Annotated in this window: 24 protein-coding genes, 1 rRNA gene and 2 other annotated features; all 25 genes read left to right on the top strand. The window is 41.2% G+C overall.

Features of this window, described 5'->3' with window-relative positions; genetic code table 11:
• A 5S ribosomal RNA gene (gene rrf / locus ACIQXH_RS19870) occupies positions 1 to 90 on the top strand; the annotation flags it as partial.
• A 261-nt stretch (positions 91 to 351) separates the two neighbouring features.
• Positions 352 to 813 carry a CtsR family transcriptional regulator gene (locus tag ACIQXH_RS19865; protein WP_402875761.1) on the top strand — a complete coding sequence of 154 codons (462 nt, stop codon included), beginning with the start codon at positions 352 to 354 and terminating at the stop codon, positions 811 to 813.
• A 21-nt stretch (positions 814 to 834) separates the two neighbouring features.
• Complete coding sequence (gene mcsA / locus ACIQXH_RS19860; protein ID WP_402875759.1) at positions 835 to 1,386, top strand: protein-arginine kinase activator protein McsA; 552 nt, start codon at positions 835 to 837, stop codon at positions 1,384 to 1,386.
• Positions 1,383 to 2,459 carry a protein-arginine kinase McsB gene (gene mcsB, locus ACIQXH_RS19855; RefSeq protein WP_402875757.1) on the top strand — a complete coding sequence of 359 codons (1,077 nt, stop codon included), beginning with the start codon at positions 1,383 to 1,385 and terminating at the stop codon, positions 2,457 to 2,459. The genes mcsA and mcsB overlap by 4 nt, the downstream gene beginning before the upstream one ends.
• Before the next feature lie 108 nt (positions 2,460 to 2,567).
• Positions 2,568 to 5,009, top strand: a complete 2,442-nt coding sequence (gene clpC / locus ACIQXH_RS19850) for an ATP-dependent protease ATP-binding subunit ClpC (protein ID WP_402875756.1) — start codon at positions 2,568 to 2,570, stop codon at positions 5,007 to 5,009.
• 210 nt (positions 5,010 to 5,219) lie between these two features.
• The gene (gene radA, locus ACIQXH_RS19845; RefSeq protein WP_403125376.1) at positions 5,220 to 6,608 is read left to right on the top strand and encodes a DNA repair protein RadA; all 1,389 of its coding nucleotides are present in this window, start codon (positions 5,220 to 5,222) and stop codon (positions 6,606 to 6,608) included.
• A gap of 2 nt (positions 6,609 to 6,610) precedes the next feature.
• Positions 6,611 to 7,684, top strand: coding sequence for a DNA integrity scanning diadenylate cyclase DisA (gene disA, locus ACIQXH_RS19840; RefSeq protein ID WP_402875752.1), 1,074 nt, complete (start codon positions 6,611 to 6,613; stop codon positions 7,682 to 7,684).
• A 230-nt stretch (positions 7,685 to 7,914) separates the two neighbouring features.
• A complete protein-coding gene (locus ACIQXH_RS19835) occupies positions 7,915 to 9,012 on the top strand; it encodes a PIN/TRAM domain-containing protein (protein WP_402959583.1) in 1,098 nt (365 codons plus the stop codon).
• A gap of 21 nt (positions 9,013 to 9,033) precedes the next feature.
• Positions 9,034 to 9,720, top strand: coding sequence for a 2-C-methyl-D-erythritol 4-phosphate cytidylyltransferase (gene ispD, locus ACIQXH_RS19830; RefSeq protein WP_402875748.1), 687 nt, complete (start codon positions 9,034 to 9,036; stop codon positions 9,718 to 9,720).
• Positions 9,721 to 9,737: 17 nt separating this feature from the next.
• Positions 9,738 to 10,217 carry a 2-C-methyl-D-erythritol 2,4-cyclodiphosphate synthase gene (gene ispF, locus ACIQXH_RS19825; RefSeq protein ID WP_402875747.1) on the top strand — a complete coding sequence of 160 codons (480 nt, stop codon included), beginning with the start codon at positions 9,738 to 9,740 and terminating at the stop codon, positions 10,215 to 10,217.
• Between the two features lie 88 nt (positions 10,218 to 10,305).
• The gene (gltX, locus tag ACIQXH_RS19820) at positions 10,306 to 11,757 is read left to right on the top strand and encodes a glutamate--tRNA ligase (RefSeq protein WP_402875745.1); all 1,452 of its coding nucleotides are present in this window, start codon (positions 10,306 to 10,308) and stop codon (positions 11,755 to 11,757) included.
• Between the two features lie 48 nt (positions 11,758 to 11,805).
• Positions 11,806 to 12,050 (top strand) — a binding site (T-box leader).
• 77 nt (positions 12,051 to 12,127) lie between these two features.
• Complete coding sequence (gene cysE, locus ACIQXH_RS19815; RefSeq protein WP_402875743.1) at positions 12,128 to 12,778, top strand: serine O-acetyltransferase; 651 nt, start codon at positions 12,128 to 12,130, stop codon at positions 12,776 to 12,778.
• A 2-nt stretch (positions 12,779 to 12,780) separates the two neighbouring features.
• A complete protein-coding gene (cysS, locus tag ACIQXH_RS19810; protein WP_402991656.1) occupies positions 12,781 to 14,181 on the top strand; it encodes a cysteine--tRNA ligase in 1,401 nt (466 codons plus the stop codon).
• 3 nt (positions 14,182 to 14,184) lie between these two features.
• Positions 14,185 to 14,601: a Mini-ribonuclease 3 gene (locus ACIQXH_RS19805; protein WP_402875740.1), complete on the top strand. Its 417-nt coding sequence runs from the start codon at positions 14,185 to 14,187 to the stop codon at positions 14,599 to 14,601.
• Positions 14,602 to 14,604: 3 nt separating this feature from the next.
• The gene (rlmB, locus tag ACIQXH_RS19800; RefSeq protein ID WP_402875738.1) at positions 14,605 to 15,348 is read left to right on the top strand and encodes a 23S rRNA (guanosine(2251)-2'-O)-methyltransferase RlmB; all 744 of its coding nucleotides are present in this window, start codon (positions 14,605 to 14,607) and stop codon (positions 15,346 to 15,348) included.
• Between the two features lie 4 nt (positions 15,349 to 15,352).
• On the top strand, positions 15,353 to 15,862 hold the full coding sequence (locus tag ACIQXH_RS19795) for an NYN domain-containing protein (protein WP_402875735.1): 510 nt from the start codon (positions 15,353 to 15,355) through the stop codon (positions 15,860 to 15,862).
• A gap of 85 nt (positions 15,863 to 15,947) precedes the next feature.
• Entirely contained in the window at positions 15,948 to 16,580 is a 633-nt protein-coding gene (gene sigH, locus ACIQXH_RS19790) for an RNA polymerase sporulation sigma factor SigH (RefSeq protein ID WP_402875764.1), read from the top strand.
• A 181-nt stretch (positions 16,581 to 16,761) separates the two neighbouring features.
• The gene (rpmG, locus tag ACIQXH_RS19785; RefSeq protein WP_402875733.1) at positions 16,762 to 16,911 is read left to right on the top strand and encodes a 50S ribosomal protein L33; all 150 of its coding nucleotides are present in this window, start codon (positions 16,762 to 16,764) and stop codon (positions 16,909 to 16,911) included.
• Positions 16,912 to 16,963: 52 nt separating this feature from the next.
• Positions 16,964 to 17,146, top strand: coding sequence for a preprotein translocase subunit SecE (gene secE, locus ACIQXH_RS19780; RefSeq protein ID WP_402875732.1), 183 nt, complete (start codon positions 16,964 to 16,966; stop codon positions 17,144 to 17,146).
• Positions 17,147 to 17,381: 235 nt separating this feature from the next.
• Entirely contained in the window at positions 17,382 to 17,915 is a 534-nt protein-coding gene (gene nusG, locus ACIQXH_RS19775; protein WP_402875730.1) for a transcription termination/antitermination protein NusG, read from the top strand.
• A 175-nt stretch (positions 17,916 to 18,090) separates the two neighbouring features.
• The gene (gene rplK / locus ACIQXH_RS19770; RefSeq protein ID WP_402875728.1) at positions 18,091 to 18,516 is read left to right on the top strand and encodes a 50S ribosomal protein L11; all 426 of its coding nucleotides are present in this window, start codon (positions 18,091 to 18,093) and stop codon (positions 18,514 to 18,516) included.
• 104 nt (positions 18,517 to 18,620) lie between these two features.
• Positions 18,621 to 19,316, top strand: coding sequence for a 50S ribosomal protein L1 (gene rplA / locus ACIQXH_RS19765; RefSeq protein ID WP_402875727.1), 696 nt, complete (start codon positions 18,621 to 18,623; stop codon positions 19,314 to 19,316).
• Between the two features lie 46 nt (positions 19,317 to 19,362).
• Positions 19,363 to 19,513: a sequence feature (ribosomal protein L10 leader region), on the top strand.
• A gap of 39 nt (positions 19,514 to 19,552) precedes the next feature.
• On the top strand, positions 19,553 to 20,053 hold the full coding sequence (gene rplJ / locus ACIQXH_RS19760) for a 50S ribosomal protein L10 (protein WP_402875726.1): 501 nt from the start codon (positions 19,553 to 19,555) through the stop codon (positions 20,051 to 20,053).
• A gap of 64 nt (positions 20,054 to 20,117) precedes the next feature.
• Positions 20,118 to 20,477, top strand: coding sequence for a 50S ribosomal protein L7/L12 (gene rplL / locus ACIQXH_RS19755; protein WP_402875724.1), 360 nt, complete (start codon positions 20,118 to 20,120; stop codon positions 20,475 to 20,477).
• A gap of 176 nt (positions 20,478 to 20,653) precedes the next feature.
• Positions 20,654 to 21,259, top strand: coding sequence for a class I SAM-dependent methyltransferase (locus tag ACIQXH_RS19750; RefSeq protein WP_402875762.1), 606 nt, complete (start codon positions 20,654 to 20,656; stop codon positions 21,257 to 21,259).
• Positions 21,260 to 21,433: the final 174 nt, after the last annotated feature.

Here is a 21,433-nt window from a genome sequence, read left to right as displayed (position 1 = left end):
ACCCGTTCCCATTCCGAACACGGCAGTTAAGCTCTTCAGCGCCGATGGTAGTTGGGGGTTTCCCCCTGTGAGAGTAGGACGCCGCCAAGCCATTTTAAAGGTCAGCCATTAGGCTGGCCTTTTTTTGCGTTCTAAAAGTACGATTAAAGGATTAAGGTGGTTTTGAATATATCCATTAGGGGTAATTATAAAGATATTTTAATTTTACCGTGTGCAATAGGTATGTAACTACATATAATTTGGAGAAAATAGGTAATGCAAAAAGAAGTTAGTGCGTTTTAATTTGCAATATGCATTTTTCCTTGTATAATAATAGTCAAATATAGTCAAAGTCAGATTGGAGGAGGTTGAGTGAGAAACATATCTGATATTATCGAAACTTATTTGAAGCAAGTGCTAGAAATAAGTCAGAAAGATATCCTAGAAATTAAAAGAAGTGAAATAGCAGATAAATTTCAGTGTGTTCCTTCTCAAATCAATTACGTAATTAATACCAGGTTTACAATCGAAAGAGGCTATGTTGTTGAGAGTAAGCGTGGCGGTGGCGGGTATATTCGGATTATGAAGGTGAAATCGCAGGATTACGTGCAACTCATCAACCAGTTATTATCCCTTATTGGTTCCAGAGTGCCTCAATCTATGGCGGAAGGGGTCATCGCTCGGCTGATGAGCGAGGAAGTCATTAATGAAAGGGAAGCTAAAATCATGATGAGTGTCATTGATAGATCCGTTATCTATATAGACCTACCTGATCGTGATGAATTAAGGGCGCGAATTTTATCAGCCATGCTTACAACTTTAAAATATAAATAAACTGGCAGAGGTGATGAATGAATGATTTGTCAAGAATGCCATCAAAGACCTGCGACTCTTCACTTTACCAAAATCATTAATGGAAAAAAGACTGAAGTCATGATTTGTGAGAAATGTGCTCAGGAAAAAGGTGAGATGTTCATGGATGCGGGTGGGCATGGATTTTCAATAAATAATTTGTTAGCAGGATTGTTAAATATCGAGTCGAATATTCAACAGACAAAGGCTAATTCATTTCCTATGACAGAAGAAAAACGCTGTCCTCATTGTCATCGTTCATATAAGGAATTCGTCCATATTGGAAAGTTTGGATGTGCCGAGTGTTATAAAACGTTCAATGATCAGTTAAATCCGATTCTAAAGAGGGTTCATAGCGGAAATACTGCACACATTGGGAAAATCCCAAAAAGAATTGGTGGCGGTATTTACCTTCGAAAACAAATTTCTGACTTAAAAGAGAATTTAAAGGTACACATCGAACAGGAAGAGTTCGAGAAGGCGGCCGAAGTAAGAGATAAGGTTCGTTCCCTTGAAAAAAGGTATGAGGCACAGGAGGGGGGCGATGAATCATGAGTTTGGAGAAATTTATGGAGAACGCTTTGAGTTCCTGGATGAATCATGAAGGTCCAGAAATGGATATTGTATTAAGTTCACGAATTCGTTTAGCCAGAAATTTTAAAGACTTTACCTTTCCTACCGCCTTTTCCAATGAAGAGGCAAAAGAAATCATTGAATTAGTGAAGAAAAGAATTGAAGAGGAAGTTACCCAAGAGATTGGCAAGCTGGAACTTCTGGAAATTGATCAAATGCAGTCACTGGAAAAGAGAGTGCTTGTTGAAAAACATTTGATCAGCCCACATTTAGTGGAAGAATCGGCAAAAGGGGCATGCCTTCTTTCCGAGAATGAAGAAATAAGCATCATGGTTAACGAAGAGGACCATCTCCGAATCCAGTGCTTGATGTCAGGATTGCAACTTAAGGAAACCTTAAGACTCGCAAATGTTCTTGACGATTGGATTGAAGAATCCATAGACTATGCATATGATGAAGAAAGAGGATACTTAACTAGCTGTCCGACTAATGTGGGAACAGGATTGAGGGCCTCAGTCATGATGCATCTCCCGGGTCTTGTACTAACTCAGCAAATGAATCATATTATACCGGCCATTAATCAATTGGGACTGGTGGTTCGCGGGATTTATGGAGAGGGCAGTCAAGCTCTAGGAAACATCTTTCAAATCTCCAACCAGATCACTCTCGGAAAATCCGAGAAGGATATCGTGGAGGATCTAACGAGTGTAGTTCAGCAGATCATTGCCCAGGAAAGGTCAGCCAGAGATGCATTAGTGAAGACCTCTCACATACAATTAGAGGATAGGGTTTTCCGATCCTATGGTATATTATCAAATGCCCGAATCATTGGGACCAAGGAAGCAGCTACCTGTATCTCCGATGTTAGGTTAGGGATAGATATAGGATATATAAAAAACATTTCAAAAAGCATCCTAAATGAGTTAATGATTCTGACTCAGCCAGGCTTTTTACAAAAATACGCAGGTGGACCTTTAAGGACACATGAAAGGGATATCCGTCGAGCAGCTCTTATACGAGAACACTTGGATTTCACAGAATCCTCCTTCTCATAGAAAAGTCAATCGATCATCTGCTATACATGTTAAAGCGAAGCATCTGCAAGATTTTATGCAGAGTCAAAAGCTTTATTCAAAACGAAAATTCTAAAGGAGGAATTCCCTATGATGTTTGGTCGTTTTACTGAAAGAGCCCAGAAAGTATTAGCATTAGCCCAAGAAGAAGCTATCCGGTTAGGTCATAATAATATTGGTACTGAGCACATCCTTTTAGGTTTAGTTCGCGAGGGAGACGGTATTGCAGCCAAAGCATTATACGCTCTCGGATTAGGTGCGGAAAAGATCCAGAAAGAAGTGGAAAACTTAATCGGCCGTGGCCAGGACAAAGCCCAAACGATTCATTATACGCCAAGAGCGAAGAAAGTCATTGAACTATCCATGGATGAAGCAAGGAAATTAGGTCATTCATATGTAGGCACAGAACATGTACTCCTTGGACTTATTCGAGAAGGAGAAGGTGTAGCAGCCCGTGTGTTAAATAACCTTGGCGTCAGTTTAAATAAAGCAAGACAGCAAGTATTACAACTATTAGGTAGCAATGAGTCAGGTGGACATCAAGGTTCAACCGCCTCTAATGCAAGCACTCCAACCCTTGATAGTCTTGCTCGTGATTTAACGGCCATCGCTCGTGAAGACAGCTTGGACCCTGTCATTGGTAGAGGCAAGGAAATTCAGCGTGTCATCGAAGTGTTGAGCAGACGCACGAAGAATAACCCTGTATTAATTGGTGAGCCAGGGGTGGGTAAAACTGCTATTGCTGAAGGCCTAGCACAGCAAATCATCAATAATGAGGTTCCTGAAATCCTACGTGATAAACGTGTCATGACACTTGATATGGGGACGGTCGTAGCGGGGACGAAATACCGTGGTGAATTCGAGGATCGATTAAAGAAAGTGATGGACGAAATCCGTCAAGCAGGAAATATCATCTTGTTTATTGATGAATTGCATACATTGATTGGTGCTGGTGGGGCGGAAGGTGCCATCGATGCATCTAATATCCTTAAGCCATCATTGGCCCGTGGTGAACTGCAATGTATCGGTGCAACCACATTGGATGAGTACCGTAAATATATCGAAAAGGATGCTGCACTCGAACGCCGCTTCCAACCCATCCAAGTGGATGAACCAACAACAGAAGAGTCCATTCAAATTCTTAAAGGGTTACGTGACCGGTATGAAGCCCATCACCGTGTATCAATCACTGATGAGGCTATCGATGCGGCTGTTAAGTTATCTGATCGATATATTTCCGACCGTTTCCTTCCGGATAAAGCAATCGATTTAATTGATGAAGCAGGTTCGAAAGTCCGGTTGCGTTCATATACTACACCTCCAAACTTAAAAGAACTTGAAGTGAAATTAGATGAAGTCCGGAAAGAAAAGGACGCTTCCGTTCAAAGCCAGGAGTTTGAAAAAGCTGCATCGCTTCGTGATACGGAGCAACGCTTAAGAGAACAATTGGAAGAAACAAAGAAAACGTGGAAAGAGAAACAAGGGCAAGAAAATAGTGAAGTGACGGTGGAAGACATCGCACATGTCGTATCCAGCTGGACTGGAGTCCCGGTTACTAAATTGGCACAAACGGAGTCAGATAAACTTCTAAATATGGAATCTATTCTCCATGATCGTGTAATTGGTCAGGAAGAGGCTGTTATAGCCGTTTCCAAAGCAGTACGACGTGCAAGAGCGGGGCTGAAGGATCCTAAACGTCCAATCGGCTCATTCATCTTCCTAGGGCCAACAGGAGTCGGTAAAACGGAACTTGGTCGTGCATTGGCTGAATCCATGTTCGGTGATGAAGATGCCATGATCCGTATCGACATGTCGGAATATATGGAGAAACATTCAACTTCACGCCTAGTTGGTTCTCCTCCAGGCTATGTGGGATATGAGGAGGGCGGACAACTGACTGAAAAAGTACGTAGAAAGCCATACTCCGTCGTTCTACTTGATGAAATTGAAAAGGCACATCCAGATGTATTCAACATTCTTCTACAGGTCCTTGAAGACGGAAGATTGACGGATTCAAAAGGCCGTACTGTGGATTTCAGGAACACGATTCTGATTATGACATCGAATGTCGGAGCTTCTGCATTGAAGACTGATAAGTATGTAGGCTTCAATATTCAGGACACTGGTCAAGACTACAAAAATATGAAAGGGAAAGTGATGGAAGAATTAAAACGTGCCTTCCGTCCAGAATTCCTGAATCGTATTGATGAGACGATCGTCTTCCATTCATTAGAAAAGGATCATTTGAAACAAATCGTTACGTTGATGTCCAATCAGCTCATCTCCCGTTTGAAGGAACAGGAAATTTTCTTAGAGCTTACAGATGCAGCTAGAGAAAAAGTAGCATCTGAAGGATATGATCCGGAATATGGGGCACGTCCAATTCGCAGGGCACTACAAAAACATGTCGAAGATTACCTATCTGAAGAACTGCTCAAAGGAAATGTGCAAAAAGGGCAAACGGTCGTGATGGATGTCGTGGACAATAAATTTGCGATCAGAAATGGCGATCCCGTCAACATAAGTGAATAAAGTCATTCTTTAACTTCGAGGTACACTCAGATTTCTCAGCAGTGTACCTCTGTTTTTATTCATGACGAAATTGTACCTAGAGGAACTACTCTATAAGATGAATCGAATAGAGAGTAAAAATAAATTTCTTAATAACTTTAAATAAGAAGGATTAAATAAAACCAATATATAATATCTTTTACATGAGTATTATGAGAAAGAGGAGTTACTATGGCAGCAAAAAAGAAAACGAAATTCATGTGTCAATCTTGTGGGTATGAGTCAGCAAAATGGATGGGAAAATGCCCTGGATGCGGGGAATGGAACAAGATGGTTGAAGAGACGGAGATTGTTAAGCCAGCTCGAAAGGGAGCATTTACCCATTCAGAAGTGAGGGGATCTGCAGAGCGTGAGAAGGCGACACCCATCACAACCATTCAGTCGGACAAAGAACCACGCATTACGACGGATTTGGCAGAATTGAATCGTGCACTTGGCGGTGGTATTGTCCAAGGATCACTTGTATTGATCGGCGGAGACCCGGGGATAGGCAAATCAACACTCCTTTTGCAAGTGTCTGCACAATTAGCTCATAAACAGAAGAAAGTATTATATATTTCTGGGGAAGAATCCATCAAACAAACGAAGTTAAGAGCGGATCGGTTAGGAGCGATGTCGGAGAACTTATTGGTGTATGCCGAGACCGATATGGACTATATCCAGCAGGCCATCCAAGAGGTAAAGCCAGACCTGGTCATCATTGATTCCATTCAAACCGTGTACCATTCGGAAGTGACTTCAGCCCCGGGAAGCGTTTCCCAAGTGAGGGAATGTACATCTTCTTTAATGCGCATTGCCAAGACCAATGGAATTGCCATTTTTATCGTGGGACATGTTACAAAAGAAGGGGCGATTGCCGGACCTCGTCTGCTTGAACATATGGTGGATACCGTTTTATATTTTGAGGGAGAAAGACACCATACATATCGGATAATCCGTGCAGTCAAGAATCGATTCGGTTCGACAAATGAAATGGGCATTTTTGAGATGAAGGAACATGGTTTGGAAGAAGTGGCGAATCCATCGGAAATCTTCCTTGAGGAGCGTTCCCAAGGTGCTTCAGGATCGACCGTTGTCGCCTCGATGGAGGGGACAAGACCAGTACTTGTCGAAATACAAGCCCTGATATCACCGACTAGTTTCGGAAACCCAAGGAGAATGGCCACTGGAATTGACCATAACCGAGTTTCACTTTTAATGGCAGTTTTAGAAAAGAGAGTCGGTTTGCTCCTGCAAAACCAAGATGCGTACCTAAAAGTCGCGGGGGGCGTTAAATTAGATGAACCAGCCATAGATCTGGCAGTTGCCATTAGTATTGCATCAAGTTTCCGTGACAAGTCCACGAATCCAGCTGATTGCATTATTGGTGAAGTGGGGTTGACGGGGGAAGTTAGAAGGGTCTCCCGGATTGAACAACGAGTTCAGGAGGCAGCGAAGCTCGGATTTGAACGGGTCATCATCCCAGCCAATAATATAGGGGGCTGGACTGCTCCAAAAGGCATCAAAATCATTGGGGTTTCATCAGTTTCTGAGGCGCTTCACCATACGCTAGGGGGTTAAGGATGACAGAGAAAAAAGGGTATGAGAAAACAAAGTTGGAGATTTTGCAAATTGTGGCCCCAGGCACACCTCTTCGAGAAGGAATTGAAAATGTATTAAGGGCGAATACGGGTGGATTGATTGTTGTGGGGTACAACGAAAAGGTACGAGCGATTGTGGATGGTGGTTTCCAAATTAACTGTGCCTGTACCCCAAGTACATTATATGAGTTGGCAAAAATGGATGGAGCCATCATTTTGAACGAGAAGGCCGACAAAATCATTTTTGCCAATGCACAATTGGTCCCGGATAATAGTGCGCCATCTACAGAGACCGGCATGAGGCATCGAACAGCGGAAAGGGTAGCGAGGGAGACGAAATCATTAGTGATTGCCATTTCTCAGCGGAGGACTGTTATCACCCTATACCAGGGGAATTTTCGATATGCCCTTAAAGATATAGGAGTCATCCTCGCGAAAGCCAATCTGGCCATCCAGACCCTGGAAAAGTATAAGGTCGTGCTACAGCAGAGCATTTCGGTATTGGGAGCCCTCGAATTCGAGGAAATAGTAACGTACGAGGATCTTTTGCAAGTGTTCCACCGGTACGTGATGGTTCTTCGAATCAAAGCGGAGTTACTGACATACCTCAATGAACTGGGTACAGAAGGTAGGCTGATTCGCCTGCAGATGAATGAGATATTAGCAGATATCGAAACAGAAGGAAAATGGCTTATCAAAGATTACTCGTCCAATAAGGAAGATAATCCGGAGGAAACCATTCTTCGCCTTCAGGAACTTGCCATGCAGGAAAAGCTAGATGAGAGCATCCTGCTGAAGATACTGGGGTACCAGGGTCATATTCATGTAGATGCCCCTGTCCATGCCAGGGGGTACCGAATCCTTCATAAAATCCCCCGATTACCAGGTCTGATCATCGATAATCTAGTGAAACAATTTGATTGCTTTAAAGAAATCAATAAGGCGACGGTTGAGCAACTTGATGAAGTGGAAGGAATTGGGGAAGTTCGCGCGAATAAAATTAGAGAGGGTCTTCGGATATTAAAAAATCAACTTGTCACTAATCGAAGGATGTAAAGTGATCCATCACTTTCTAAATTTTCCTATTTTAGCTTGAAATTGAATAGTGTTTATTTTTGACACCCAAAACCCAGGATGCTAGGCTAAAATTACGAAAAAGAGAAGGGTCAATATGGATACATCACAGGAGTCCTTCAGGGAATTTCTTGATATATAGTGAAAACGAATTTTCAATGGTTTCATTTTTTTTGGATTGGTCAATAATGAGAAGAGGGAGGTGAAAGGGAATGTTAAAACGCATTATACAGGCATGTTTCTTAATAATTGGTGGGACACTTGGTATGCTACTTATTCCTGAATTATTAAGTGTTGTCCATGCAGATGATATTGCTTTATTAAACAATCCTTATGTTAGTGTACTGTTGGGTGCTATTATCTTTTATCTTATTACTTTTTGGGCAGTAGATCATGTGGTCTATTTTATGAAGTGGTTAGAAGAACAACTGGTTAAGTTTCCAATTACCGATATAATTTTTGGAAGTGTAGGCCTTTTAGTTGGTCTGCTTGCGGCGTTTTTAGTAGGGTCGGCCTTCAGTGCGATTCGAGTCCCCATTTTAAATACAGTCGTGCCTATTATTCTTACGCTTTTATTTGGATACCTAGGGTTTCAGGTCGGTTTTAAAAAGCGTGATGAACTGCTGAATCTTTTCTCCAAAAACAATAAGAAAAAAGCCTCTGACGGGGAAATGGCCGAAGAGGATGAGGAAGGCTACAGCAAACGGTTGAAGATCCTCGATACAAGCGTTATCATTGATGGGAGAATTGCGGATATTTGTCAGACCGGCTTCCTCGAAGGAACCATCGTGATACCTCAGTTTGTATTAAATGAGCTTCAACACATTGCGGATTCCTCTGATGCCTTGAAAAGAAACCGGGGTCGAAGGGGCTTGGATATCCTGAATAGGATTCAAAGAGACCTTCCGATTAAAGTGGAGATGTACGAAGGGGATTTCGAAGACATCCAGGAAGTCGATAGTAAATTAGTGAAGCTTGCCAAGATTTCAGGTGGCATGGTGGTCACTAATGATTTCAATTTAAATAAAGTATGCGAGTTCCAAAATGTAGCGGTCCTCAATATAAATGACTTAGCGAACGCCGTAAAACCCGTCGTACTACCCGGGGAAGAAATGAATGTACAGGTGATTAAGGATGGGAAAGAGCAAAATCAAGGTGTTGCCTATTTGGATGATGGGACGATGATCGTTGTCGAAGGCGGACGCGATTATATTGGAAAACGTATTGATGTCCTTGTGACAAGCGTTCTTCAAACATCAGCGGGTCGGATGATCTTTGCTAAACCTAAACTATTAGAAAAAGCATTATAAAGAAGAGTAGGAGAAACCGTTATGTTTTATGAAGTAGTGATACCTGCAGCCGGACAAGGAAAGAGAATGAAGGCCGGCAAGAACAAGCTTTTTATTGAACTATCGGGTACCCCGATCATTGTCTACACCCTTCGTGTCTTTGAAGAGGATCCAAACTGCCGGGGTATTTTCCTTTCGATAAACCCAACAGAAGAGGATTACTTCAAGGAAATGGTGGCTTCCTTCGGATTTAAGAAGGTCAAGAAACTCGTTGAAGGTGGTAAGGAACGTCAACAGAGCGTCCATAATGCATTGAAGTATGTGAGGGAAGAGATAATTCTAGTCCATGACGGGGCACGTCCTTTTATCGCCCAAGAGCAAATTAGTGAATTAACGTCCGCAGCCAGTCTCCATGGTGGAGCCATCATTGCAGTCCCCGTAAAGGATACGATTAAAAAAGCAAATGACAGGTCAGTCACGGAAACAGTGGAACGATCAAGCTTGTGGGCGGTACAGACACCACAAGCTTTTCGTGCATCCATATTAATTAACGCCCATGAAAAAGCGGAAGCGGAGTCGTATTTAGGTACGGATGATTCAAGCTTGCTAGAACGGATCGATGAACAGGTAGTCATTATTGAAGGCAATTATGATAATATTAAGATTACGACTCAGGAAGATTTATATTTTGCGGACGCGATTTTACATAAACAACAACTTGAAAAGTGAAGATAGGGGAGAATGAGATGTTTCGAATTGGCCAGGGATATGACGTACATCAGCTAGTTGAAGGTAGGCCTTTAATAATTGGAGGGATAACAATCCCGCATGAGAAAGGGTTACTTGGGCATTCAGATGCTGATGTATTGCTACATACGGTTGCAGATGCTTGTTTGGGTGCAATTGGTGCAGGTGATATCGGCAAGCATTTTCCGGATACCGATCCGGAATTTAAGGATGCTGATTCCGCTAAGTTATTGCAGTATATTTGGGCAATCGTCAAAAAAGAAGGTTATGAGTTGGGTAATGCAGACTGTACAATTATTGCCCAAAGCCCTAAAATGGCGCCGTATATTGAAGAAATGCGTGTAAGGATAGCAGAGCTTTTAGATGCTTCAGTGGATCAAATCAATGTGAAGGCGACTACGACCGAGAAACTTGGATTCACGGGCAGAAGCGAGGGAATCGCAGCACAGGCTGTTGTCTTGTTGGTTAAAACTAACTGATTGTCGTTTAGGTGGAAACCTTTATTCCCTTGAGGTTAAATGGTAAAATAGAACGAAGAAAAGAGAGACTGGGAGGTCTATATATATCATGAACAGCGATATTCGAGTTCGCTATGCACCAAGTCCGACTGGACATTTACATATAGGAAATGCGAGGACTGCTTTATTTAATTATCTGTATGCACGTCATAATGGTGGAAAATTCATTATCCGCATTGAAGATACTGACAAAAAAAGAAATATAGAGGGCGGCGAAGAAAGCCAACTGAAGTATTTAAAATGGCTTGGAATGGATTGGGATGAAGGCGTTGATATTGGCGGGGAGTTCGCACCGTATCGTCAATCAGAGCGGAACGACATTTATCAAGGGTTGTACCAAGAGCTTCTTGACAAAGGGTTGGCTTATAAATGCTATTGTACGGAAGAAGAGCTTGAAGCAGAACGTGAAGGACAGGTTGAAAGGAACGAAACACCCAAGTATTCCGGTAAGTGTCGTCATTTAACAGCGGAAGATCAAGCAAAACTAGAGGCTGAAGGCAGAAAACCGAGTATTCGATTCGCCGTTCCTTCGGGCAGAGTCCTTACTTTCAAAGATATGGTTAAGGATGATGTTTCATTTGAGACGGATGGCTTTGGCGATTTTGTCATTATCAAAAAAGATGGAATCCCGACGTATAACTTTGCGGTAGCGGTCGATGACCACCTAATGAAGATTTCGCATGTACTTCGCGGTGATGACCATATTTCTAATACACCTAAGCAATTAATGATTTATGAAGCATTCGGGTGGGAGCCTCCTGTGTTCGGACACATGACGTTGATCGTCAATGAAAGCCGGAAAAAATTAAGTAAGCGTGATGAATCAATTATCCAATTCATCGAACAATATGAAGAGTTGGGTTACTTGCCTGAAGCTTTATTCAACTTCATTGCTTTACTTGGATGGTCACCAGGCGGCGAGGAAGAGATCTTCCCTAAGGAAGAGTTCATTAAACTTTTCGAAGCGGACCGTCTATCCAAATCACCGGCCCTATTCGATAAGCAAAAACTCACTTGGATGAATAATCAGTATGTGAAGCAATTGGATGAGGAACGTGCAGTGCAATTGTCCATCCCTCACCTAGTGAAGGCCGGCAAGATTTCTGAAACACGTTCTCCGGAAGAAGAAGAGTGGGTGCGTGGTCTAGTTTCTCTTTATCAAGAACAGATGAGTTATGGGGCGGAAATCGTTGAACTTTCCGAACTATTCTTCAAAGATGATCTTGAATATGAGCCTGAAGCGAAAGAAGTCCTAGCGGAGGAACAAGTACCTGAAGTCATGGAAGCCTTCCTTAAAGAAATAGAAGGGCTTGAGGAATTTAAAGCCGACGAAATCAAGAAATCGATCAAAGCGGTACAAAAAAGCACAGGACATAAGGGTAAAAAGTTATTCATGCCAATCCGTGCGGCGGTGACTGGTCAAACTCATGGTCCTGACCTACCAAAAGCGATTTCCCTACTGGGCAAAGAAAAAATTAAACAACGCATTCTAAGTATTTAATATTAACAATTAGACAAAAATGTAATATAGTAATTAATAATCTTACAAAAGAACGCGTAGATAGGGAGAAGTAAGTAAACGAAGCTTATTAGAGAGAACCATAACCTGCTGAAAATGGTTCAAGCCTCTCGTTTTCCGAAATGCACCCTTGAGTCCTTTGCTGAACTAACCTCTAGTAGGCATAGGCGGAATGTCCTCCGTTACAGGATAAAAGTTGGGAATGGAACAAGTTGGCCTTTGGTCCTGCTATTCATTCCAAACAGAGTGGAACCGCGCTTCAAAGCGTCTCTGTCTATTTGGACAGAGGCGCTTTTTTATATGCTTTAAAATAAGGGATGACTAAAAGGATATAGCATAGGGGGGAATCATCATGTTAAAGATGTTTAAAGAGGATATCGAAGTGGTTTTTGAACAGGATCCTGCAGCGCGTAGCTATTTAGAAGTTATTTTAACGTATGCAGGGTTGCATGCAATATGGAGTCATCGGATGGCTCATGTACTATACAAGAAAAAGTTCTTTTTCCTGGCCAGAAGTGTATCACAAATCAGTCGGTTTTTTACCGGGGTTGAGATTCACCCCGGGGCTACAATAGGTCGTCGTTTCTTCATCGATCATGGGATGGGGATTGTCATTGGTGAGACATGCGAGATTGGTGACAATGTCTCTGTCTTCCAAGGAGTGACACTTGGAGGAACGGGAAAGGAAAAAGGCAAACGTCATCCTACGATAAAAGATAACGTATTGATTGCCACGGGAGCCAAAGTGCTTGGCTCGATTACCGTCGGTGAAAATTCCAAAATTGGTGCAGGCTCGGTCGTTTTAAAGGAAGTGCCCGCTAATTCAACGGTGGTTGGCATTCCTGGAAAAGTCGTCATTCAAGATGGCATAAAAATCAAGAAAGATTTTAATCATTCAGATCTTCCTGATCCAATTGCTGACCGTCTAAAGGAAATGGATAGGGAAATTCATGCTTTGAAAACAGAGTTAGCAAAATGGAAGCAGGAAGAAAGGAGTTTATAAAAATGGCGATAAAAATATATAACACAGCGACTAGACAGAAGGAAACCTTCGTACCGATGGAAGAAGGAAAAGTGAAAATGTATGTATGCGGGCCTACAGTCTATAACTACATTCATATTGGGAATGCTAGGCCAGCAATCGTATTCGATACCGTGAGAAGATACTTGGAGTATAGAGGATACGATGTGCATTTCGTTTCGAATTTCACGGATGTTGATGATAAGCTAATTCGAGCTGCCAAAGAACTAGGGGAGGATGTCCCAACCATCTCAGAGCGTTTTATTCAAGCGTATTTTGAAGATGTTTCTGCTCTAGGTTGCAAAAAAGCGGATGAACATCCAACCGTAATGGAAAACATGGATACAATCATTGAATTCATTTCGACGTTGATTGAAAAAGGCTATGCGTATGAATCTGAAGGGGATGTGTATTTTCGCACTCGTAAATTCGATGGGTATGGGAAGTTGTCTCATCAATCCATTGATGAACTGCGGGTCGGAGCTCGTATTGAAGTCGGCGAGAAGAAGCAGGATGCACTTGACTTTGCCCTCTGGAAAGCGGCGAAGGCTGGCGAAATTTCTTGGGAAAGCCCATGGGGGATGGGGCGCCCTGGCTGGCATATAGAATGCTCAGCGATGGTTAAGAAGTACCTTGGTGATACGATTGATATCCATGCAGGCGGTCAGGATTTAGCTTTTCCCCATCATGAAAATGAAATTGCACAATCCGAGGCGTTAACGGGAAAATCCTTTGCGAATTATTGGATGCACAATGGATACATCAATATTGATAATGAAAAAATGTCGAAGTCATTAGGCAATTTTATTCTTGTTCATGACATCATACAGAAGTATGACCCACAAGTATTGCGTTTCTTCATGTTATCCGTACATTATCGTCATCCAATCAATTATAGTGAAGAAGTGCTTGAAAATGTAACGGCTGCTCTCGATCGCTTGAAAACATCCTATCAAAACCTGAAACATCGCCTTCAAGTAAGCGATGGGTTAACAGAAAATAATGAGGTATGGTTGCAGAAAATCGATGAACTGCACGAACAATTCATTAAGGAAATGGACGATGATTTCAATACGGCGAACGCGATATCCATTCTTTTTGAACTGTCTAAGCAAGCGAATTATTACTTGATGGAGAAGAATACTAACCAGGAAGTCATTAAAGCTTTTCTTGGTAAATTCCAAAATCTACTCTCCGTCCTGGGCTTTTCCCTTGAAGAGGAAGAGGGATTACTGGACGAGGAAATCGAGAGTTTAATTCAACAAAGGATTCAAGCTAGGAAAGACCGTAACTTTGGGTTGTCTGATGAGATTCGTGATCGTCTAAAGAGCATGAACATTATATTAGAGGATACCCCTCAAGGTACAAGATGGAAAAGAGGGTAACAGATGCTTCAATATGATAATAAGGTAGACGAAAAAATGTTAAATAGTCTTGCTCTAGCCTATATGGGAGATGCCGTATACGAAACCTACATACGGCATCACCTTATTCAAAACGGGGCAGTTAAGCCTAATCTGCTTCATAAAAAAGCGACATCTTTTGTATCGGCTAAAGCGCAGAGCAAAATCATTCACTTTTTTCTAGAGTCAGGTTGGTTATCAGAAGAAGAGACCGCTGTCGTCCGTAGAGGTCGTAATGCGAAGTCCGGGTCGGTTCCGAAGAATACAGATGTGCAAACGTATCGGTATAGCACTGCCTTTGAGGCGCTTATGGGCTTTCTGTATTTATCCGGCCGAATAGAAAGAATGGAAGACCTTGTTGAAAAATCAATTCAATTCATTGAAGAAGAAAAGGGGAAATAACCCATGAGTGAAGAATTTATCATTGGAAGAAACCCCGTCTTGGAAGCACTTCGCTCCGAACGGGATATTAATAAAATTTGGATATCAGAGGGCTCACAGAAAGGGTCCATGCTTCCGCTAATCGGACTTGCAAAAGAAAAAAAGGTATTCGTACAAATCGTACCTAAGAAAAAAATAGACCAAATGGTAGAAGGTATCCATCAAGGAGTCGTAGCGCAAGTCGCAGCTTACGATTATGTAGAGTTGGACGATTTATTTGCCAAAGCAGCTGAACGGGATGAGGCTCCCTTCTTCATGATTCTGGATGAAGTAGAAGATCCACATAATCTAGGGTCAATCATGAGAACAGCGGATGCGGTCGGAGCTCACGGAATCATCATTCCGAAGCGTAGAGCAGTTGGTTTAACGGCAACGGTTGCGAAAGCATCGACAGGGGCCATTGAGTATATTCCGGTTGCACGGGTTACGAATTTGGCAAGAGCAGTCGAAGAGTTAAAAGAACGCGGTGTCTGGATTGTGGGTACCGATGCGAAAGGTAGCGATGATTACCGGAACATGGACGGGAATATGCCTATTGGCCTTGTTATTGGAAGTGAAGGCAAGGGAATGGCACGGTTAATGAAAGAAAAATGTGATTTTCTAATTCGTCTTCCTATGGCCGGGAAAGTAACATCATTAAATGCATCGGTGGCAGCAGGTTTATTGATGTATGAGGTCTACAGAAAAAGAAACCCTCTAGGGCAATAATGAGATGAATATTCTGTTAGTGGACGGTTACAACATTATTGGAGCCTGGCCGGAACTGAGAGAATTGAAAGAAAGAGACCTTGCTGCAGCAAGAGACAGACTGATAGAAATGATGGCGGAATATCAGGCGTTTACTGGGTCCCGGGTCATTGTCGTATTCGATGCCCAATATGTCCAGGGAATAGCCCGTATTTTCAAGAATCATAAAGTCGACGTAATTTTCACGAAAGAAAATGAAACAGCCGATGAGAGAATAGAAAAGATGGCGATTGAACTGAATAATATCAAGACGCAGATTCAAGTGGCTACTTCAGACTTTACGGAGCAATGGGTCATCTTTGGCCAAGGGGCCCTAAGGAAATCTGCCCGTGAACTGCTAATGGATATGGAGGAAATTCAGGGAGAAATAAAAAAAGATGTCCAAAAAACAGCGGCGGTAAAACCTACGGCTAAAATTCCTTTAAGTGAAGAAGTAGCGGAAATATTCGAAAAATGGCGTCGGGGGAAAATTTGAACCATTGACGGGTATTTTTTACCTGCTGTATAATATTTCTATCTGAGTCAGGTCAGGGGGATATAATTTGGGTCTCAATTTCGGTATGAAACTGAACGAAAAGTATCTGCAGTTCGATGATGAAGAATTAATTGAGTTAGTACACACTGGAGACAGTGAAGCACTGGATTATCTGATTCAAAAGTATCGTAATTTTGTAAGAGCGAAGGCAAGGACATATTTTTTAATAGGTGCAGATAAGGAAGACATCGTTCAAGAAGGCATGATTGGTTTGTATAAGGCTGTCCGTGATTTTAAAGGCGATAAGCTTTCTTCTTTTAAAGCATTTGCCGAATTATGTATTACGAGACAGATCATTACCGCTATTAAAACAGCAACACGTCAAAAGCATATTCCGCTCAATTCCTATGTTTCCCTGGACAAGCCCATTTATGATGAGGAGTCCGACCGTACTCTCATGGATATTATATCGGGTACGAAGGTATTAGACCCAGAAGAACTGATTATCAATAAAGAAGAGTTTGACGATATCGAATTGAAAATGGCCGAGCTGCTGAGCGATTTGGAAAGAAAGGTATTAGCCCTTTATTTAGATGGGCAAACCTATCAGGAAATCTCAGAAGAGTTGAATCGTCATGTGAAGTCAATCGATAATGCCCTCCAGAGGGTGAAAAGAAAGCTCGAGCGTTATCTGGAAGTAAGGGAGATCAGTTTATAGTCCCTCCGCCTTTTCCGCTTTATTTCATCTGACACTAACTCCACTTGGATGATGCATTCACTTATGGTAGACATAGGCTGATAGAGTTGACATGGACTTAGGTGGCCTCACCTTGTTATTGACAATAAAAGCCAGCCGTGATAAGGTTTTATGGAAATAGTAGATAGGATAGGTGTATCAATTGCAAAAGAAAATCACACTAGCTTGCACCGATTGTGGTTCAAGAAATTATAATTATGAAAGCAATAAGTCAAACAACGCTGAACGACTAGAATTAAAGAAATTTTGCAGCACCTGTAATTCACATACGAATCATAGGGAAACAAAATAACCGTTTTATAAATAGATTGACAGAAGCAGTCTAATGCTTGGAGGATACATTCATGAAACGCTTAACCGAATTTTTCAGCGGAGTCACTCGTGAAATGCGTAAAGTAAGCTGGCCAAAACGTAAAGAATTAACCAAATATACAATCGTTGTAGTGACGACTGTGTTATTTATGGCTTTATTCTTTTTAGTGGTCGATATGGGCATTTCCGAATTAATTCGCTTAGTTATTGAATAAGAGATTCGAAAATAAGGTATAATAGTGATAGAATAATATGTGTCAGCAGAAAAGCCCGGAAACGGGTTTTTTAATTTGTCTTTTTTAAGAAAAAGTTCAAACTCTAGCATTGCTGTTATTCTTTAGACAAGTCGGGATAGTGCAGGATGTTAATTTTGGCTAGATCGTTAGAAAATAAAGTTTCATAAAGAAAATGATTGATTGCAGGGAGGGAAGGACGTCACAGTCCTAAAAAATGGAAAAGAATTGGTATGTAGTTCACACCTATTCAGGTTATGAAAACAAGGTAAAGGCCAATCTGGAGAAGCGTGTTGAAACAATGGGGATGGAAGATAGAATCTTCCGCGTAGTAGTTCCTGAAGAAGAAGAAACCGAAGTCAAAGATGGCAAAACGAAAGTAACGAAGAAAAAGGTTTTCCCAGGATATGTACTGGTAGAAATTATCATGACCGATGATTCTTGGTATGTTGTCCGCAATACACCTGGTGTAACAGGTTTCGTAGGTTCATCAGGAGCGGGATCTAAACCGACAGCACTGCTTGATGAAGAAATAGAAGTTGTCCTTAAACGCATGGGTGTTGACGAAAGTAAATTTGACATCGACTTTGAAGTCGGCGACACTGTTCAAGTGAAAGAAGGACCATTTGCAACATTTGCTGGGCCTATCGAAGAACTTGATACAGATAAAGGAAAAGTCCGAGTTCTTGTTAATATGTTCGGCCGCGATACGCCGGTAGAACTAGACTTTAATCAAGTGGAAAAATTATAAACGGAAAAAAACTTGAAAAAGCCTTTTGGAAGTGGTAAAATTTCAAAGGTCAGTATGTTTCAAATTTTTAGGCCTCAACGATACAAGTATTCTTTATTAACATATAAAGAATTCAAGATGAGTGGGAGGGTATATCCCTATTACCACATCACGGACTTATAAGGAGGTGTGTCTCGTGGCTAAAAAAGTAATTAAAATGGTTAAATTGCAAATTCCTGCTGGTAAAGCGAATCCTGCACCGCCGGTTGGTCCTGCATTAGGTCAAGCTGGTGTAAACATCATGGGATTCTGTAAGGAGTTCAACGCTCGTACAGCAGACCAAGCTGGTCTAATTATTCCTGTTGAAATCACGGTATTTGAAGACCGTTCATTTACATTCATTACAAAAACTCCACCCGCTGCAGTACTACTTAAGAAAGCAGCAGGTATCGAGTCTGGTTCTGGTGAACCTAACCGTAAAAAAGTTGCTACAGTCAAGCGTGATCAAGTGCGCGAGATTGCTGAAACTAAAATGCCTGACCTAAACGCTGCAAACGTTGAAGCTGCAATGCGTATGGTTGAAGGTACTGCTCGCAGCATGGGTATTGTCATCGAAGACTAATCCATGTAATTGTTATTTGTTTCTACGGGGTTGCGATTGATACTCGCAACCTTTATTCGTGGGAGGTAATTCCGTTAAAACCACAATTTAGGAGGATTTATATCATGGCTAAAAAAGGTAAAAAGTATCTTGAAGCAGCTAAGCTTGTTGAAGTTTCAAAAGCATACGCTGTAACTGAAGCGATTGAAGTTGTTAAAAAAGCAAACTTCACAAAATTCGATGCGACTGTTGAAGTTGCTTTCCGTTTGGGTGTAGACCCTAAGAAAGCTGACCAACAAATTCGTGGAGCAGTTGTGCTTCCGAACGGAACTGGTAAAACTCAACGCGTATTAGTATTCGCAAAAGGCGAAAAAGCAAAAGAAGCTGAAGCTGCTGGTGCTGACTTCGTTGGCGAATCTGACTACATCAACAAAATCCAACAAGGATGGTTCGAATTCGACGTAATCGTTGCGACTCCTGACATGATGGGTGAAGTTGGTAAACTTGGTCGCGTATTAGGACCTAAAGGCTTAATGCCAAACCCTAAAACTGGCACAGTTACATTTGATGTAACAAAAGCTGTTAATGAGATCAAAGCAGGTAAAGTTGAATACCGCGTAGATAAAGCTGGTAACGTCCATGCTCCAATCGGTAAAGTATCTTTCGAAGATGCTAAACTAGTGGAAAACTTCACTACTATCTTTGATACATTAATGAAAGTTAAACCTGCGGCTGCTAAAGGAACTTACATGAAGAATATTTCTGTAACGACTACAATGGGCCCTGGTGTGAAAGTTGATTCTTCTTCTTTCAATAAATAATTTGACATTCCAAAACTATTGTTGTTATAATATGTTTTGTTGTGATAAATGAATATCATTTGTACCGAAGACAGTAGGTGCTCCACAAGAGCTTAATTCCCTGCCGAGGTAATTCGATAAAAATAGTCGTTGACTATGACCTTTGAAATTACTGCCTTCATGTCTGTATTAGAGATGAAGGCTTTTTCTTTGAAACGGTATAAATGTTTTCAAGCAAATCTACAGGAGGTGTAAGGATGAACGCAATTATTGAACAAAAGCAAACTATCGTTGCTGAGATTACTGGTAAATTAACAGCTAGCAAATCCACAGTTGTTGTTGACTACCGTGGATTGACTGTTGCTGAATTAACAGAACTTCGTAAGCAACTTCGTGATGCTGGCGTTGAGTTCAAGGTTTACAAAAACTCTTTAACTCGTCGTGCTGCTGAAAGTGCTGAACTTAGCTCTTTAAACGAATCTTTAACAGGACCAAACGCAATTGCATTCTCAAATGAAGATGTTATTGCGCCAGCTAAAATCCTTAACGATTTTGCGAAAAAACATGAAGCGTTAGAAATCAAAGCTGGAGTTATCGAAGGAAACGTAGCATCTGCTGAAGACATTAAAGCTCTTGCAGAACTACCTTCACGCGAAGGCCTACTTTCAATGTTGCTAAGTGTGCTACAAGCACCTATGCGCGGTCTTGCTCTTGCTACAAAAGCAGTTGCAGAACAAAAAGAAGAACAAGGCGCGTAAGCTAACCGCTTATCTTGCCTATTGATTCAAAAAAAAAACCAACCATTTCGAGGAGGAAATAACAATGACTAAAGATCAAATCATTGAAGCAGTTAAAAACATGACTGTTTTAGAATTAAACGACCTTGTAAAAGCAATCGAAGAAGAATTTGGCGTAACTGCTGCTGCACCTGTAGCTGTAGCTGCTGCTGGTGGCGCTGCTGCTGAAGAAAAAACTGAGTTTGATGTAGTTCTTACATCTGCTGGAGATTCAAAAATCAAAGTTATCAAAGCTGTTCGTGAAGCAACTGGTCTTGGACTTAAAGAAGCGAAAGAAGTTGTTGATAACACTCCAAAAGCAATCAAAGAAGGCGTTTCTAAAGAGGAAGCTGAAGAACTTAAAGCTAAACTTGAAGAAGTTGGAGCTGGCGTTGAAGTTAAGTAATCTTGCATAAACAAAAAGCTCGCTATCACTGGCGAGCTTTTTTCTCTTCATTTTTAAAGAAAAATGGTAGACGATTTAGTAAAGATGTACAAACTTTATGACAGGTAAGTATCCATTCTTCATATCTCTTCTCTCGTTAAATCTTCAATATTCCTTTCTGATAGGGGGAGATGACTCTGACAGAGCATTACTACTCACAAAAACCGGATGTCGAAAGCAATCCTAAATTTTGGGATTTTGTATTAAAAGGACGCACATTCCACTTTAAAAGTGATAATGGTGTTTTTTCAAAAAAAGAAGTTGATTTTGGTTCTCGTCTTTTGATAGAATCCTTCAATCTTAATAAAGCTGTAAAAGGGAATATTCTTGATGTTGGTTGCGGTTATGGCCCCATTGGAATATCAATTGCTGCGGCTTATCCCGAAAGAACGGTAGAAATGATAGATATAAATAGCCGGGCAGTTGAATTATCGAAGGAAAATGCCGCTACAAACGGAATCGCTAATGTTAAAGTGTACGAAAGCGACCGTTTTGAAAAGGTAGGATCTAAACAATTCGCTGCAATTCTTACGAACCCTCCCATTCGCGCAGGTAAAAGTGTAGTCCACGAAATTCTAGAAGAAAGTTATCGAAGTTTGGTGACTGGTGGAGAACTATGGGTTGTCATTCAAAAAAAGCAAGGCGCTCCTTCCGCCATGGATAAACTAGAGCTGTTATTTGGTAATGTCGAAGTGGCTGTAAAGAAAAAAGGCTACTACATACTATTATCCAAAAAAGTTTGACTCTAAATTTTCGCTATGTTAGTATTATAAAATGCATATATATAATTCCGTTACTATGCAATTTTTATACCATTGGTGTATAACCAATGGATAATATGGGAAAAATATATAAATAATAGTTCGTTTTATGAGAAATAGTGGTTTTTAAAATAAAAACCATTTTCTTTTTGTCTA

The sequence above is a fragment of the Peribacillus sp. NPDC097225 genome (genome assembly GCF_044761955.1).
Taxonomy (GTDB): Bacteria; Bacillota; Bacilli; order Bacillales; family DSM-1321; genus Peribacillus.
Note: the sequence above shows the minus strand (reverse complement) of the source record. Positions and strands in the feature narration are given on the sequence as shown.